The organism is Staphylococcus sp. Ze2 (assembly GCF_048568365.1).
Lineage (GTDB): Bacteria > Bacillota > Bacilli > Staphylococcales > Staphylococcaceae > Staphylococcus > Staphylococcus xylosus.
In genome coordinates, this window is the sequence record NZ_CP183486.1 from 613,959 (window position 1) to 630,205 (window position 16,247).

General features: G+C 32.6%; 13 protein-coding genes and 1 riboswitch. Of the genes, 10 read left to right on the forward strand and 3 right to left on the reverse strand.

Annotation, left to right across the window (positions count from 1 at the left end; all coding sequences use genetic code 11):
• Window positions 1-9 precede the first annotated feature (9 nt).
• The 3 genes from ACM591_RS02525 to ACM591_RS02535 are packed head-to-tail and all read left to right on the forward strand — an operon-like array spanning window position 10 to window position 2,119.
• The gene (locus tag ACM591_RS02525) at window positions 10-450 is read left to right on the forward strand and encodes a PTS sugar transporter subunit IIA (RefSeq protein ID WP_029378114.1); all 441 of its coding nucleotides are present in this window, start codon (window positions 10-12) and stop codon (window positions 448-450) included.
• Window positions 451-455: 5 nt separating this feature from the next.
• The gene (locus tag ACM591_RS02530; RefSeq protein WP_042361913.1) at window positions 456-740 is read left to right on the forward strand and encodes a PTS sugar transporter subunit IIB; all 285 of its coding nucleotides are present in this window, start codon (window positions 456-458) and stop codon (window positions 738-740) included.
• A 23-nt stretch (window positions 741-763) separates the two neighbouring features.
• The gene (locus ACM591_RS02535; protein WP_042361914.1) at window positions 764-2,119 is read left to right on the forward strand and encodes a PTS ascorbate transporter subunit IIC; all 1,356 of its coding nucleotides are present in this window, start codon (window positions 764-766) and stop codon (window positions 2,117-2,119) included.
• Between the two features lie 243 nt (window positions 2,120-2,362).
• Here ACM591_RS02535 and ACM591_RS02540 read toward each other — a convergent pair whose 3' ends face one another.
• From ACM591_RS02540 to panE, 3 genes are all read right to left on the reverse strand, one after another.
• On the reverse strand, window positions 2,363-2,869 hold the full coding sequence (locus ACM591_RS02540; RefSeq protein WP_326009149.1) for a cupin domain-containing protein: 507 nt from the start codon (window positions 2,867-2,869) through the stop codon (window positions 2,363-2,365).
• 61 nt (window positions 2,870-2,930) lie between these two features.
• On the reverse strand, window positions 2,931-3,749 hold the full coding sequence (locus ACM591_RS02545) for a thioesterase family protein (RefSeq protein ID WP_029378118.1): 819 nt from the start codon (window positions 3,747-3,749) through the stop codon (window positions 2,931-2,933).
• A gap of 150 nt (window positions 3,750-3,899) precedes the next feature.
• On the reverse strand, window positions 3,900-4,817 hold the full coding sequence (gene panE / locus ACM591_RS02550) for a 2-dehydropantoate 2-reductase (protein ID WP_029378119.1): 918 nt from the start codon (window positions 4,815-4,817) through the stop codon (window positions 3,900-3,902).
• Window positions 4,818-5,016: 199 nt separating this feature from the next.
• On the opposite strand from panE, the gene ACM591_RS02555 reads away from it, so the two are divergent.
• The 7 genes from ACM591_RS02555 (at window position 5,017) to ausB (ending at window position 16,053) form a co-directional block, all read left to right on the forward strand.
• The gene (locus ACM591_RS02555) at window positions 5,017-5,772 is read left to right on the forward strand and encodes a CPBP family intramembrane glutamic endopeptidase (protein WP_029378120.1); all 756 of its coding nucleotides are present in this window, start codon (window positions 5,017-5,019) and stop codon (window positions 5,770-5,772) included.
• A gap of 144 nt (window positions 5,773-5,916) precedes the next feature.
• Window positions 5,917-6,022, forward strand: a riboswitch (SAM riboswitch).
• Window positions 6,023-6,110: 88 nt separating this feature from the next.
• On the forward strand, window positions 6,111-6,929 hold the full coding sequence (locus ACM591_RS02560) for a MetQ/NlpA family ABC transporter substrate-binding protein (protein WP_029378121.1): 819 nt from the start codon (window positions 6,111-6,113) through the stop codon (window positions 6,927-6,929).
• Window positions 6,930-6,972: 43 nt separating this feature from the next.
• Window positions 6,973-7,905, forward strand: a complete 933-nt coding sequence (locus ACM591_RS02565) for a lactate/malate family dehydrogenase (RefSeq protein ID WP_038679204.1) — start codon at window positions 6,973-6,975, stop codon at window positions 7,903-7,905.
• A 369-nt stretch (window positions 7,906-8,274) separates the two neighbouring features.
• Window positions 8,275-10,668: an AMP-binding protein gene (locus ACM591_RS02570; protein ID WP_326026687.1), complete on the forward strand. Its 2,394-nt coding sequence runs from the start codon at window positions 8,275-8,277 to the stop codon at window positions 10,666-10,668.
• A 71-nt stretch (window positions 10,669-10,739) separates the two neighbouring features.
• Window positions 10,740-10,937, forward strand: a complete 198-nt coding sequence (locus tag ACM591_RS02575; protein WP_418354417.1) for a hypothetical protein — start codon at window positions 10,740-10,742, stop codon at window positions 10,935-10,937.
• A 32-nt stretch (window positions 10,938-10,969) separates the two neighbouring features.
• Entirely contained in the window at window positions 10,970-15,415 is a 4,446-nt protein-coding gene (gene ausA, locus ACM591_RS02580; RefSeq protein WP_412487062.1) for an aureusimine non-ribosomal peptide synthetase AusA, read from the forward strand.
• On the forward strand, window positions 15,412-16,053 hold the full coding sequence (ausB, locus tag ACM591_RS02585; RefSeq protein ID WP_029378124.1) for an aureusimine biosynthesis 4'-phosphopantetheinyl transferase AusB: 642 nt from the start codon (window positions 15,412-15,414) through the stop codon (window positions 16,051-16,053). The genes ausA and ausB overlap by 4 nt, the downstream gene beginning before the upstream one ends.
• The last annotated feature ends 194 nt before the right edge of the window (window positions 16,054-16,247 follow it).

A 16,247-nucleotide genomic window follows, 5' to 3' on the forward strand; every position in this document is an offset into this window, starting at 1 on the left:
AGGATATAGATGAGTTTGGAAATACTGTCTGCAGATAAGATACAAATATTAGATAAAGTAGAAACATGGGAACAAGCAATAACAATAGCTGCAAATCCCTTACTTACACAAGATTATTTTGCACCAAGTTATGTTACAGCAATGATTGACAGTGTGAAAGAATTAGGACCTTATATCGTAATTGCACCAGAAATTGCAATTGCTCATGCAAGGCCTAATGATGATGTGAAACACATTGGTTTAAGTTTATTAAAATTAAATGAACATATTAATTTTTCTGAAGAAGGACACTTTGCATCACTTATATTTGTACTTAGTGCTATAGATAATGATGGCCATTTGGCAATTTTAAGAAATTTAGCAACTAAATTAGGTGATCAAGATATAGTAAATCAATTATTAGCAGCTCAAGAAGTCAATGAAATAGTAAATATATTTAAAGGAGAATGATGAAAATGAAAATTTTAGTAGTTTGTGGTCACGGTCTAGGAAGTAGTTTTATGGTGGAAATGAATGCGCAAGAAGCGTTGAAAAATATAAATGCGTCATCCGATATTAAAGTGGAACACAGTGATGTGATGAGTGCTAGCCCTGATATGGCTGATTTATTTATTTGTGGTAGAGACTTAGAGGAAAATACTAAAAATCTAGGCGACGTCATTGTATTAGATAACATTTTAGATAAAGAAGAATTACAACAAAAATTAAAGGATAAATTAAGTGAATTGAATATCTTATAAATAAAATTTAAGGGGGCAGTAAAATGAAACCAATACTTGATTTTATTGTTGATGTATTGAGTCAACCTGCGATATTAGTTGCATTAATTGCTTTTATAGGGTTGATTATGCAGAAGAAATCGGCGACAGATATTACATCTGGAACAATTAAAACAATTCTCGGATTTTTAGTGTTAAGCGCAGGTGCAAATGTGGTAACACAATCACTCGAACCATTTGGGAAAATATTTCAACATGCATTTGGTGTACAAGGTGTAGTACCAAATAATGAAGCGATTATATCAATTGCATTAGAACAATATGGTACAACTGCAGCACTAATAATGGTATTCGGTATGATTGTAAATATTATTATTGCGCGTATTACTAACTTAAAATATATCTTTTTAACTGGTCATCATACCTTTTATATGGCAGCATTTTTAGCAATATTATTATCTGTAGGCAATATTACCGGTACATTAACGGTAATTGTCGGAGCGATTATCTTAGGATTGATAATGGCGATATTACCGGCATTGGCACATCCTACGATGAAACAAATTACTGGTAATAACCAAGTTGCTCTAGGTCATTTTGGGACAATAAGTTATTGGGCAGCAGGAGAAGTTGGGAAACTATTTAAAGGTAAATCAAAGTCTACAGAAGAAATTAATTTTCCGAAAGGTTTAAGCTTTTTAAGAGAAAGTACGATTAGTATTTCTTTAACAATGACATTATTGTATTTTGTTGCAGCATTATTTGCGGGACCAACTTATGTACATAGTGAGATTAGCAATGGGCAAAACTTTATTGTATTTTCACTAATACAAGGTGTGACTTTTGCAGCAGGTGTATTTATTATATTAACGGGCGTACGTTTAATTTTAGCTGAAATAGTACCAGCATTTAAAGGTATTTCAGAGAAATTGGTACCGAATACAAAGCCAGCTTTAGACTGTCCGATTGTCTTCCCGTATGCACAAAACGCTGTGTTAATAGGATTCTTTGTTAGCTTTATAGTGGGAGTAATTGGCATGTTTATCTTGTTCTTATTTGGTGGCGTCGTGATACTTCCAGGTGTTGTTGCACACTTCTTCTTAGGTGCAACTGCAGGTGTCTTTGGTAATGCAAGAGGCGGTATTAAAGGTGCAGTTGCAGGGTCTGCTTTAAATGGATTATTGATTACGTTCTTGCCATTACTGTTTTTACCTTTCTTAGGGGACTTAGGTGGCGCAGCGACGACATTCTCCGATACAGACTTCTTAGTTGTAGGTATTGTATTTGGAAATATCGCGAAATTCCTTGGTCTAATTGGCATCATAATTCTAATTTTAGTAGTTGCAGTTTTGGCTATCATTTTACAAAAACGTACAAATGAAAAAGAAGCAAAAGAATAGTAGTAGAAATTATAATAAAATAGTATATATTTTAAGGTGAGTGGGACAAAAAGCTAATTTGTTTGGAAAGGTTTTACCTTCCGAGTTAGCTATGCAATATAATGATAACAGTTGAGACAATTAATGAACTGTACCCATCCTAGTAGGCTACTAATTAGCACAACCTAATAGCCCGTTTCATAGTATAGATGTGAAACGGGCTATTTTTTAATGTTATTTGATTAGTAATATAAAACTATGATGCTAGTTCCAATGCTTCTTCAATGGTCCATAACTACCAAATATTGGGTCTGTATTAGGTATGGAGACATTTTCAATATTATATAAATTTTGAGGACGCTCGCTTGCTTTACCAACACAAATATCATATGACTGACTATGGGGATAGGCGCCCATGACTGTAAAGTCACTACTTTGACTTAACAGTTTGTGACCAGTACCAGCTGGTAATATTAAAGCATCACCCTCTGTAATCTTAATAGGAGTACCACTTCTACCTCCTAGCATTAATTGAGCGGTTCCATTGATTACCAATAAGACTTCATGTGAATTACTGTGATAATGATGATAAGGGAAAATACCGCCTTCCCAAGTGTTACCCCATTGATTTGTGGATAATACATGACTTAAATCATCAGTCTCTGAAAATACGTTTTGATAAACTAAAACAACTAAATAAGGGTTGTTAGGTATTTGCCCATCATCATCAAAATTTAATGTGTTAATTGTAATTTCTTGTGGTTGTTTCAAGTTTAAACACCTCTTTGTTTTTAACAGTATTAATTATAGTTGTATCATAGAAGTGTAAAATTTATTCTTTGTAATATACAAACTGACTTGTAGTTGCAAGTAAATCACCATCATGACTCCATATTTCTCCTGTTTGATCGAAGAAACCATTAAAAAATTTAAGCGCACGTGTATGTCCAAGTAGCGGCTGGCTTCCATTGTTCTTTAAAGTCTTAGAATTAGCATGAAAGTATATAGTGAGTGATACTGTCCCGATAGGAACGAACGCTTTACGGCGTACATAGATACGTGGAAAGAATGCATCGCATATAGACGCAAGAGATAAAAAATCTAAATCTCTATTAGGTTTGTCTTTGATCCATTGTAACGTTACAGAATCTGGTTGCTCGGTAGGATTCATTGCTAGTGGCGCACCTTTAATCATTCTGATGTCATAGTTTTGTGCCCATGGAGGCGCACTTTCTAATGCTGTAAGTGTTACTTTGTCTGCAGGTGGAACATCAGGAAAGGACAGTTCAGTTGATGACCATGTATCTCGGCGTTTAGCAGTAACTGCTGTTCCAGTAATAACGGTTTTATCATTCTGTTTTAGCTCTATATACCAGTGTTGCGTTGAACGATTCGTTCTCGATGGATAGGCAATTATACTGAAAATTGCTTCTTGTATAGGAGCAGCATAGTTTATTGTTAGAGAGATAGGCTCTCCTAAAATTTCATCATGTTCTAAAACTGCGCGTAATAATGTGGATGCTATAACACCACCGAATGGCCCAATCATATTCCCATAGGCGCTAGAAGTATGTCCTGAATATACACCTGGTTTCTGGTGTGTAAGTTGAGTTGCTAAATCAAATGGATGCTGTGGTTGATTAGATTGCATAACGAACGCCTCCGTTTTTTAATAAGTTATTCAAATAGTTTAAATAAAATACTTATAGTATGTTGATATTAAAAAAATCAAAAATTTAGGAGGTGCACAGTAAGTAAAGTTAAAAACTCGCTTCTGTCACCCTCCTATATGTGTAGAGGTTTACTGTAGCATTTCTTTATATACGCTATGATTTTGATAAACACTAGTAAGCAGTGGTGCTTCTAAATTGTAATGTGCTGCTAATTGTAATAAATAACCTTGTAAATGGTCGGTTTCAATATTGAGTCCCTTTTCCATATCACGTTGCATGGAAGTTTTGAAATGATAAGATAATTGATTTAGGGATTGCATGTATTTAGAAACAATTTGATCAGATATGGGTGCATTGTGTTTACGCATAATAGTAGCAGCCTCATTGTATAAGGACTTAATAAATTCTGTACCACCTTCACTATCACGAATAGGTCCGATAGGTGCATGCATAAGTGTTGTTACGCCCGATAATACGGTGATCATTAAGTATTTATGCCACATACCTTGTTCGACATTTCTGTTGAGGATAAATTCAGCTTTTGTTCCTGAAAATGCTTGTTCAATATATTTAGCACGATTACTTTCAGTACCGTCTAACTCCCCAAAAAAGAGTTTATCAAATTGACTGGTTTGGATAATCTCTCCAGTACTGTCAAGCGTTGTTTCTATAATGCAATAACCACCCATGATTTTATTTTTTCCAAAAGCGTTTTGTAATTTTGGAACGTGTGCAACGCCATTAAGTAGTGGAATAATTGAAGTGTTATGATCTATAAATGGTTTTAAATCTTCAATAGCATGCTCTAAGTGATAAGACTTTGAGGATAATAGTACGATATCAAAAGGTTCGACACGATCATCTTTTGTGATGAGTTGTGGATTAAAATGATAATCGCCTTTTTCGCTATGAATGGCTAAACCATTTCTCTCTAAATATGATTTACGTTTGGGCCGAACTAAAAATGTAACATGCTTGCCAGCCTCAGCTAAGCGACCACCAAAATAACCACCAATTCCGCCAGCACCTAGTACTAATATGCGCATCTACAACAGCTCCTTAAAATATGTATAGTATATTTAATCTCTATATACCACTTTTCATTTCTTTCTACGCATTGAAAATTAAAATTCTTAGCTTTAATGTCTATCTATACTATCTATTTATATTATTGTAAAATGTTTAAAGTAAATAAAAATTGTACAATGTAAAAGTATGTTGTATATGAATTTTTAGGAGGATACAATGACATTTAAAAATGAAAAGAAATATCGATGGAAGGATATTAACGGGAAAGATTTTTTTCTACCAATCATTTATTTAGCTAGTAATTTTATATTATCAATTATAATTTTAGTTATATTATGGGCAATTAATATAAGTTTAGGTGATAGGTACTTTAATGATGGAATTGATTCGTCGAGTTCCATTGCTTTGTTAATGGAAATTGCTGTATTTATATTTATCATGCTTATTTGGATATTGTTTCATAAAAATAGTTATAAAGTTGAATGGAAAAGTGGATTCAATAATATTAAAAAATACTGGAAACTTATTGTTGTTACATTTATTGTTATGTTTATATTTAAATTAATTTTTCCTGTATTAGTTGATGCGTTTGCACCTGAACAATGGAAGTTTGAAGAAACACAAAATGACTTATTGGTTCAACAAATGTTTAGTACACCATTCTCAACGGTGCTTGCGTTCTTTTCTATTGTAATTATTGCACCGGTTACTGAAGAATTTCTCTTCCGACACTTGGTAATTGGGGAATTAGGAAAGAAACTGAATTTTATAGTGATGTCAGTAATATCTGTATGTGTTTTTGCATCTCTACACGTAACAGAAGCGCAATCGCCATTAGAAATTGTTATGTATCTCGTTATCGCTATGGGGATTGTATTTATTTATTTAAAAACACAACGCAGTTTAGCTACTGCTATAGCATTGCATGCATTAAATAATTTTATTGCATATGTAGCAATGGTTCTTCTGTAAATATAAATAGCTTTAAGAGATTGTTTTGTTTCACATGGAACAGAATTGATTTAATAGACGTATTATTTAGAATTTTCTAAAATTTCGTTGACTAAACATGAGCATAATGCTAGGATAAAAACAATGCAACTACATATTGATTTACTCTTATCAAGAGAGGTGGAGGGACGTGCCCTATGAAACCCAGCAACCATCGTTATACGAAATGGTGCTAATTCACAAAAAGTTATCTAACTTTTAGAGATGAGAGAAGGTTTATACTTTCTCTTATAAAATTAAGAGAAAGTATTTTTTTATTTAGTTTGAAATTTAAAAATTCATGAGGAGTGAAATAAATTATGAGGAGATTAATTGTTTTAGGCTCATTATTAATACTAACCATCGTGCTAGCGGCATGTGGCAATTCAAATGGTAAAGATACGGACAAAAAAATAACAATTGCAGCTTCACCAGCTCCACACGGTGAAGTATTGAAACATGCGAAAGAAGAAATGAAAAAACAAGGATATGATTTAGAAGTTAAAACAGTAAATGATTATAAAGTACCTAATAAACTATTAGATAAAGGTGATGTAGATGCCAATTTCTTCCAGCATACGCCATACTTAAAAGCAGAAAAGAAAGATCACAATTATGATATAGAAGAAGTTGGTAAAGTATTTACTACACCTATGGGTGTTTATAGTAAAAAATATAAAGATATTAAAGATATTCCAAAAGGTTCAACAATATACGTTTCTAACAATCCAGCTGAAGAGGGTAGATTCTTATCATTCTTTGTAGATAAAGGATTAATAAAGATTAAAAAAGGTGTTAGTATAGAAGACGCAAAATTTGAAGACATTGTAGAAAATAAAAAAGATTTGAAGTTTAATAATAAACAAGGGGCAGAATTCTTACCTAAGACATATGAAAGTAAGGAAGGTGCTGCAGTTATTATGAATTCAAACTATGCGCTAGATAATGGGTTAACGCCACATAAAGATGCTATCATTAGTGAAACTGAGTCATCACCGTTTGCGAATATCGTTGCTGTGAAAAAAGGACATAAAGATGACGAAAAGTATCAAGCACTTATAAAAGTACTACAATCTAAAGACATGAAGGAATTCATTAAGAAAGAATATGGTAAAGATGTAATTCCGTATGAAAAATAAATGATTATGAACACATATCAGTAATGAAAAAGGGGTGTAGTGTATGTCTAAACTAGGCATTGTTGGCTTAGGAAGAGTAGGTAGTCAAGTTTTAACAGATGTACAATATTTGAATTTATTTTCAGAGATTGTTTTGGTTGATAATAAAGATGAAATTGCAAGTGGAGAAGCTCTTGATCATAATCATTCACAAGGATTATTTAATACTGCACATATCAAGATTAAAGCTGGAGATTATCAAGATTTAGCAGATGCTGATTTTATTGTGGTTGCTGCGAGTGTACCAACAGATAAAAATGATGGCGATCGTACATTATTAGCACAAGGCAATCATGACATTATAAAAAATATTATGAGTCAAGTTTCTAAAGTAACGCAAGATGCAATCATTATTTTGATTTCTAACCCCGTGGATTCGATGGTATATTTTGCTAATCAAGTAGATTATCCATCAAATAAAATAATTGGAACAGGAACAGCTTTAGAAAGTTCAAGGTTCAGGACAATTATCGCTCATCATTACCACATCGATCCAAAAAATGTTGAGGCATTTGTTATTGGAGAACATGGAGAACATGCAATACCTGTATGGAGTAAAGTTCGTATTCATGGTATGCCCCTAACAGAATATGAAGCGTTAAGCAATAGTCCAGAAATTGATAAAGCGCATATAACATCTATTATTAATGAGGTATCTATGGATGTCTTTTATCAAAAAGGTTGGACTAATGCTGCTATCTCAAGAGTTACAACCTCATTGATACAAACGATTGCGCTGGGTCAACGTACTATTATTCCACTGACTTCAATCAGTAAAGAATATGACTTAACGGATGGTGCATTTAGTTTACCTACGTTAGTTGATTGCTCTGGTATAGTTCAGAGATTTGAAATAACGCTAGATGAACATGAATTACAACAGCTTAAGGAAGCTTACGAGTATATTAAAGAGACTATCCGCACATCTGAAAAATAAAATAAAAAATAATTTAAACACCAATTCATTAGATGATGTCTTTTGAATTGGTGTTTTTTTGTTGTGTCTTTATTCCAAAAGTTGATTAAATAACTAAAATATAATGTGATTAAAAACTTTAGATATATTATAAATATTATTTATATAATCTGATATGTAATGTTAACATTTTGTAAATATTAATAAACGGTGATAAATATTGTTGAACAAAATTAAAAAAGTACTATAATGTAAAAATAAAAATAGTATAAAAGGTTTTAAAGGATTTATTGATTTAACTTCATCATTGGACATCAAGACGTATTATTAAAATGATTTGGAGCCCAATAGTGATGGATTAATTTTATTCATTTGCTAGGAGGAAGAGGCATGGAAGAAATAAGAGAAGTATTACCAATACAGAAATATCGTTATCAAAATTTTCAAAGTGGTTCAGTTTCTAAAAAATCAATAGCATTGACTGTTAAGTGTTCAAAAAATATTGAAACTAAAAAACTTATGCTAGCATTAAACGAATTAGTACAACAACAACCAATGTTACGTGCTACATGCAAAATAAATGAACAAGAAGAAAAGTTAATCGAGAAGAAATTTTTTCCGTATATTGAAGTGATAAAAATAGAGGGAACAGTTGCGCATGTTGATATTAATCCTTACTTAGATAGCGAATTAAAAGTCGATGGTACATCGTTATCACCTCAATTTAATTTTAAAATATTGGAATGCACAGATAATAATTTATTGTTATTGAAATTCACATGTTTAATAATTGATGAGGCACATATTAATAAACTGTTAGCTCAACTATCTACAATATATTCAAACATTTCCTGCGAAATAAATTTAAAGTCAGATACATATAATTTACAACAATTGTTGAAGACTACGAGTCACCAAAATATTAATGCAATACGTAAGAGCGTACATTGGCAAGTTAGTGAAGTTGAAAATGAGCATTTTATGTATATGCCATTAAAAAGTTATATTAAAGGTATTCAAACTGTTTCAAAACGCTGTAGAGTAGAGCAAATGTCACGTGCAAGAATGTTAGTGAGCATTTATTTAGCGAATTATTTTATGAGCAATAACGATAACATTACACTAGGTGTATTGCATAGTAGCGCAACTACTAATGAACAAACTAACTACATTTATCCTGATATGAAAATGTATCCATTGAATTTGCATGTAGATAAACATACGCCCTTATATCAATTATGTCATGAATGTGAAACAATGCTTGAGGCAATGTCGAACAATACAACAGCAATATTTGAAAAGCATGACTTGGCACAAAATATGCATTTTGAAACTTCTATTTATTGTAGTGACATCATAGAAAGTATAGATATAGATGGAGAAAGTTGTAAGGTAGAAAGTGTTTATGGAAATGATAGTGAACAAGATATAGCATTTTATCTTAATCAAAATCGCTTAGAATTGTCTTATAATGCGAATAGTTATGATGAATTAACCATCCAAACATATTTTGATTTGGTGCAATCATTATATATGCAAATAACAGAGGATGATTCACAAACACTTCAACACATGAATTTATTATTAGATCAAGAAGCGAAACTATGTATCGATAAGATGAATGAAACAAAGAAAGTAGAGGAGTCATGTGTCATTTCTGAATTGTTTGAAAAAATGGTTCGCCTACATGCGAATGATGTTGCATTAGTCTTTAAAAATGAATCTTTGACGTATGATGTATTGAATCAACGTGTAAACCAAGTGGCTCATTATTTAAGAAGTTTAGATATACAGCCAAATGAACACGTATGCATATTAGCTGAGAGAAGTATAGAAATGGTTATAGCGATATTAGGAACGATTAAAGCTGGTGCAGCTTATGTAGCAATTGACCCTCAAGCCCCTCAATCACGTGTGAAATATATTGTGGATGATGCTAAATCCAGAATTATTTTATTACACAACGTTGCTTATAACCAACCAGGTCTAACTAAAAATATAAGCGAAATCGTTTGTTCTAACACATCTAATCCAACGATTATTAACCACTTAGATGATACGGTTAATGTTATTTATACTTCAGGCACAACTGGTAAACCTAAAGGCATATTGATTCGTAATCGTAGTATTGAACGTTTAGTTATTAATTCCAAATATGTTCCGTTAAATAGCGACACAGTCATATTACTTTCAGGGACAATTGCTTTTGATGCGACGACATTTGAAATTTTTGGTGCGTTACTTAATGGAGGCACATTGGTTATAACACAACAATCAACTTTGTTGGATCCAAATGAATTGGAAAAAGCAATTATAAATCATGGTGTGAACACGATGTGGCTCACTTCATCTTTGTTCAACCAAGTAGTGAGTGAAAAGATAGAAGCATTGGAGTCACTCAAATACTTATTGATAGGTGGGGAAGCTTTATCAACAAAATGGGTGAATTTATTTAATAGTCGTGAAAAGCACCCTCAAATTATTAATGGCTACGGTCCTACAGAAAGTACGACGTTCACAACAACATTTGTCATTCGTGATTTATATGAGTCACATATACCTATTGGACAACCTATTAATCAAACTCAAGTCTATGTCATGCAAGGTGAGCAACAATGTGGTTTTGGCGTTCCAGGAGAATTATATATTGCAGGAGATGGCTTAGCAAAAGGTTATCTCAATCAACCAGAACAAACACAGAATAAGTTTATAGATAACCCTTTTGGTGAAGGAAAGCTATATAAAAGTGGTGATCTTGTGCGTTTAAGACCTGACGTAACTTAGATTATATTGGTCGAAAAGACAAACAAGTTAAAATACGAGGATTCAGAATTGAATTAACAGAAATTGAAAAATTGTTGGAAAAAATTGATGGTATTAATAAAGCAGTTGTTGTTGTAAAAACACGCTACAAAGACAAACAGATAGTTGCTTATTATGAAGGTGTCAATGTAATGTCACACTCGATATTACACCAACATTTAGCGGAAGAACTACCACAATATATGATTCCTAATTTCTTTAAAAAATTGAAAAAATACCAACTACGATAAATGGAAAAATAAACGAAGCGGCTTTACCTGAAATTGATGTTGATATAGCGGCTAATTATAAAGCACCAAAAAATGAAAATGAAGCATATTTATGTGATCTCTTTGAAGAAGTATTACATGTAGAAAAAGTAGGTGTCAGCGATAACTTCTTCGAATTAGGTGGTCATTCTTTACGTGCAACTTTGGTAGTTAATCGCATAGTAGAACGATTTAACAAAAAACTTACCATTAGCGAATTTATGCAAGCACCTACAGTAGAAAAGCTTAGTAATTTAATAGAAAATAAAAACCCAACAGAAGTAGAACATTTGCCTAAAACTAGCAAGCAAACTTACTACACTGTGAGCCCAGTACAACGTAGTATGTATTTGTTGTGGAAATTAAACCCACTCGACACTGTCTACAACATTCCCTTTTTATGGCGGTTAAGTTCAAGATTAAATGTTTCGCAATTAGAACAAGCTGTTGAGAAGTTGATAGAAAGACATGAAATATTACGAACAAAGTTTATTATCAAAAATAATATGTTGTATCAACAAATCGATGAAACACCTTGTATAGATTTTAGCACTGAAAAAACATCACTTACAGATGAACAAAGTATCATACGTCATTTTACAATGCCATTTGATTTAGAAAAGGGTAATTTGATTAGAGTGAGATATATCATGGCAACTGATCAAGATTACTTATTTATTGATGCACACCATAGTATTAACGATGGTATGAGTAATACAATTTTATTAAAAGAACTAAATCATCTGTATCAAAATAAACCATTGCCTAAACTTGAACAGCAATATAAAAATTATAGTGAATGGATGACACAGAGAGATTTATCAGCACAACAAAAATATTGGCATGAAAGATTTGAAGATGGTATACCTATAATGAATTTTCCAACAGACTATGCTCGTCCCAGTACAAAGCAAACTGCCGGGGACATGATAAAATTTAAATTTGATGCGGCATTAAGTAATGCAATTAAAAAATATGTACAACAACATAGTGTGACAGACTTTATGTTTTTCATGAGTAGTGTGATGTTATTGCTGAGTAAATATACTCAGACGGAGGATATTATTGTAGGAAGTGTTATTAGTGCCCGAACGCATAGAGATACTGAAAACATGCTAGGTATGTTTGCTAATACATTGGTATACAGAGGGTTTCCGAATAAAAATAAACAGTGGTCATCATTTTTAAATGAGATAAAACAAACATGTTTAGAGGCTTATGAGCATCAAGATTATCCATTTGAACGTTTGGTTGATGAGTTAGTAAAAAATCGAGATGCATCTCGAAATCCATTTTTTTATGTAATGTTCGTATTGCAAAACAATGAGACGAACCATGCTCATTTTGGACATAGTAAATTGACGCATATTATGCCTAAATCGGATACAGCCAAATTCGATCTTTCATTCATTATTGAAGAGGTGAATGAAGAATATATTTTGAATTTGGAATACAGTACGAGCTTGTTTACATGTGAAACAGTGGAAATTATGGCAGAACAACTCAATAATATTATGAAAGCGTTGGTGACGACAGAAGATAAGAAGATAGCTCATATTTCTACAGCTAGTGAACATATGGAGCAATGGATTGCGCATCATGTAAATAATAAACAAGAAAGCTATCCTCAAGTGAATAACATTGCTGAGATGTTTGAACAACAAGTATCAATAAAACCAAATCATGTAGCATTAATATTCAAAGGTGAAACACTGACTTACGTACAATTAAACCAAAGGGTTAACGCAATCATTCATCGGTTAATAAAGAGCGGTGTACAAGGTGGACACACAGTCGGATTGGCCATGAATCGAGGTTTCACTATGATTGCAAGTATGTTAGCAGTGGCTAAATTAGGTGGCACATACGTGCCAATTGATCCTAATTATCCAAAAGCTAGAATAAACTATATCTTAAATGATGCCAATGTAACAGTTGTGCTAACTGAGAGCAACGTAATCTCGACGCATAAACCGATAATTGATTTAACTGAAATTCAGGCGACGAGCCTACAATATAATAGTGTAGCTGTTTCTTCACAACAACCACTATATGTTATTTATACTTCAGGAACGACTGGTCACCCTAAGGGAGTTGTTATTGACCATGGTAACGTGCATAATTTGGTCTTTTCTTGGAGTGAAGTGTTGAATTTAACTGAGAATGAAGTCTTTTTACAATACGCTAATTATGTCTTTGACGCATCAGTATGGGAAATATACACTGCCTTGTTAATGGGGCATACACTTGTGATTGCTTCAGAAAGTGAACGTTTGGATGTTCATGAACTAGAGGACCTTATCAACAGACAACATATCGGTGTAGCGTCTATTCCAGTTCAAGTGTGCAATATGATGTCAAACTACCATCTTAAACGTCTGGTTACAGGGGGATCTGTTAGTACAAAGGTATTTGTTGAAAAAGTTAAGCAACATAGTGATATATATATCAATGCATACGGACCATCAGAATCTACAGTAATTACTACGTATTGGTCAACATCGGATCATAATGATTATGGTATCGACACGGTTCCTATAGGCAAGCCTCTGACAAATATCCAAACATATATTATGTCAGATAATCAATTATGTGACATAAATATACCAGGAGAGTTATGTATTACAGGGGCACAATTGAGTAAAGGCTATTTAAATCAATCGGGCATGAATAAACAGAGGTTTGCTCCCAATCCTTTTGGTGAAGGATATTTGTATCACACAGGTGATTTGGCTCGATATTTACCTGATGGCAATATAGAATTTTTAGGTCGTATGGATAATCAGGTTAAGTTACATGGTTACCGTATTGAGTTAACGGAAATTGAAAATTTGATTAATAGCCACTCAAGTGTGAAGGACAGTGTCGTAGTAGTTGGTTCTAATGAAGAAAGAAAATTTTTAATCGGTTACTATGTCAGTGATGTAGATCAGGAAAAAGAAATTATAGATTTGCTAAGTGAGCAATTGCCGCAGTATATGATTCCGAATCACTTCGTACGCTTAGAGAGTATTCCGTTAAATAAAAATGGGAAAATAGAGTATAAGCAATTACCACAAATTGTAGAAAAAACTCACAAGTATATTGCACCACGTAACGAAGAAGAGCGTTTGTTTGCAAATGTTGTCAGTAAAGTGTTGAAGATAAAGAACGTAAGTATTGATGATGATTTCTTTGAACTTGGTGGGAGTCCTATAGATGCTATGGCAGTTGTAGCACATATGCAAAAATCTCACATCATTCTTTCCATGCAAGCTATTTACCAGCATAAAACAATTCGACAAATATTAAACGCAACTTCAGAAATTAATGTGCAAGTTCCAGAGCATTTAAATGACCTAAATAGACTATTAAAAGTTAACGACAAACCTGTTTATCAACCGGTGGTTAAAAATAAATTAGGTAATGTATTTTTAACAGGTGCGACTGGTTTTTTAGGTGCATATTTACTAGATATGCTGCAATACCATACAGACCAGATTATTTGCTGTGTGCGTGCAAATAATGAAGTTACAGCTGTTGAAAAATTAAAAGATAATTTAGCTTGTTATTTTGATGATGAAAAGATAGCAAAAATTTTGAGTAAGGTTGTTATTCATGTAGGAAATTTTGAAGATCAATTAAGATTATCACAACATAACATTCAAACGATAATTCATGCAGGAGCACGCACAGACCATTTTGGAGATGAGGAAGCATTTTATCGCACAAATGTTGGAAGTACAAAACGTTTATTAGAAATTGCACAGCAAGCAAATATGAAATTTATTTATATATCCACAATTAGTGTTGGGTCAATGTTTCCAGAAACACATACAGATAATCATTTTTCTGAATGTGATCTTTATAAAGGACAGAGTATTGATTCTCCTTATACTTTGAGTAAATTTTATGGTGAAGTTGCAGTGCTTGAATGCATACGTTTAGGATTAGATGCGAAGATTATCCGAGTGGGCAATTTAACACCTAGCACACAAGGTATCATTAATATGAAGCACGTCACAACGAATCGTTTTTCAATTATCATGAAAGACTTATTAGCACTTGATGAAATTGGAGAAACCATAGCACAGATGAATGTAGAATGTTCCAATGTAGATACTGTTGCAGAGGCTATTGTCAACATAGCCATGCTTAATAGCGATAGAAATATGTTCCATGTTTATAATCCGTATATGTTAAGTATTCAAACATTATTAAACCAATGTAGAACATCAGGAAAACCTATAAGCGTAATAGATGATCAAGCATTTCAAGAATTGTTAAATAAACAGAATATGTTTGAAATTGTAGGATTGAATAGTACAAGAAAAGCACAACGACAAGCACAATTGACCTCAGTGCAAACGGAGGATATTCTACACAAAATAGGAGTAGAGTGGAAACCATTGAATCAATCATGGATTCAGAGTTGGCGTAGTTTTATAGAAAATTCATTTAATGAAGAGGGGATTAAATGATTGTAATCTTAACAGAGATAGAAGACTCAGTGCCTTATATAAAAGATAAATTGAAAGAGAGCCGTTGGGCAACCAAGCGTACGCTAATTCAATATCGTTTGGATAAAGATGTCCTAATACATCAAATAGGAGATATAGTCGTTCAATTTGGTTTGCAGGAGTTTTTTAATATTAATCCAGATGATTGGTATTACAGTGTTTCTGATTATGGCAAACCAACTTTGATACATGAAAGTACGCTAAACTTTAATATATCATATGCCTATCCATATGTTGTTTGCGTATTTGATAATCGGCCTGTTGGTATAGATATTGAACAAATGAATCGAGTAGAATATGACGATATAATTACTTGCTTGCACTATGAAGAACAAACATTTATTCGTCAAAGTGAAGAAGAAGAGCGAGCTTTTCTAGAAATATGGACTAGAAAAGAAAGTTATGTAAAATTATTAGGCATTGGACTGAATAAAGATATTGCTACTTATAATGTATTATCACCAAAAACATTTGAGCAGAAGCAATGCTATTTTCATAAATATGAAGCGGATAATTACATTATAAATGTCTGTTCTCAAAAAATTGTCAAGCCACGGATCATAATACTGAATTTGAAGACTGATATATTAAAATTATAATTACTGAGATTGTCCAAAAATCAATAGTATAAGCAAATGCTTAAATGTGATAAACACTTTCGAGATTTCAAAATTTTGTTTGTGTTTATGATTTAAGGCATTTGCTTTTTATTATGTCATTATTCCAAAAGTTGCTTAAATAATAGGTAATAGCTACAATGAATTTAAATATTAAATCATCTTTGAGCAAGAGT

Coding starts and splice junctions, on each gene's coding strand:
- ACM591_RS02560 (WP_029378121.1), top strand. CDS start 6,111: ATGAGGAGATTAATTGTTTTAGGCTCATTATTAATACTAACCATCGTG.
- ACM591_RS02565 (WP_038679204.1), top strand. CDS start 6,973: ATGTCTAAACTAGGCATTGTTGGCTTAGGAAGAGTAGGTAGTCAAGTT.
- ausB (WP_029378124.1), top strand. CDS start 15,412: ATGATTGTAATCTTAACAGAGATAGAAGACTCAGTGCCTTATATAAAA.
- panE (WP_029378119.1), bottom strand. CDS start 4,817: ATGCGCATATTAGTACTAGGTGCTGGCGGAATTGGTGGTTATTTTGGT.
- ACM591_RS02525 (WP_029378114.1), top strand. CDS start 10: ATGAGTTTGGAAATACTGTCTGCAGATAAGATACAAATATTAGATAAA.
- ACM591_RS02530 (WP_042361913.1), top strand. CDS start 456: ATGAAAATTTTAGTAGTTTGTGGTCACGGTCTAGGAAGTAGTTTTATG.
- ACM591_RS02570 (WP_326026687.1), top strand. CDS start 8,275: ATGGAAGAAATAAGAGAAGTATTACCAATACAGAAATATCGTTATCAA.
- ACM591_RS02555 (WP_029378120.1), top strand. CDS start 5,017: ATGACATTTAAAAATGAAAAGAAATATCGATGGAAGGATATTAACGGG.
- ACM591_RS02535 (WP_042361914.1), top strand. CDS start 764: ATGAAACCAATACTTGATTTTATTGTTGATGTATTGAGTCAACCTGCG.
- ACM591_RS02545 (WP_029378118.1), bottom strand. CDS start 3,749: ATGCAATCTAATCAACCACAGCATCCATTTGATTTAGCAACTCAACTT.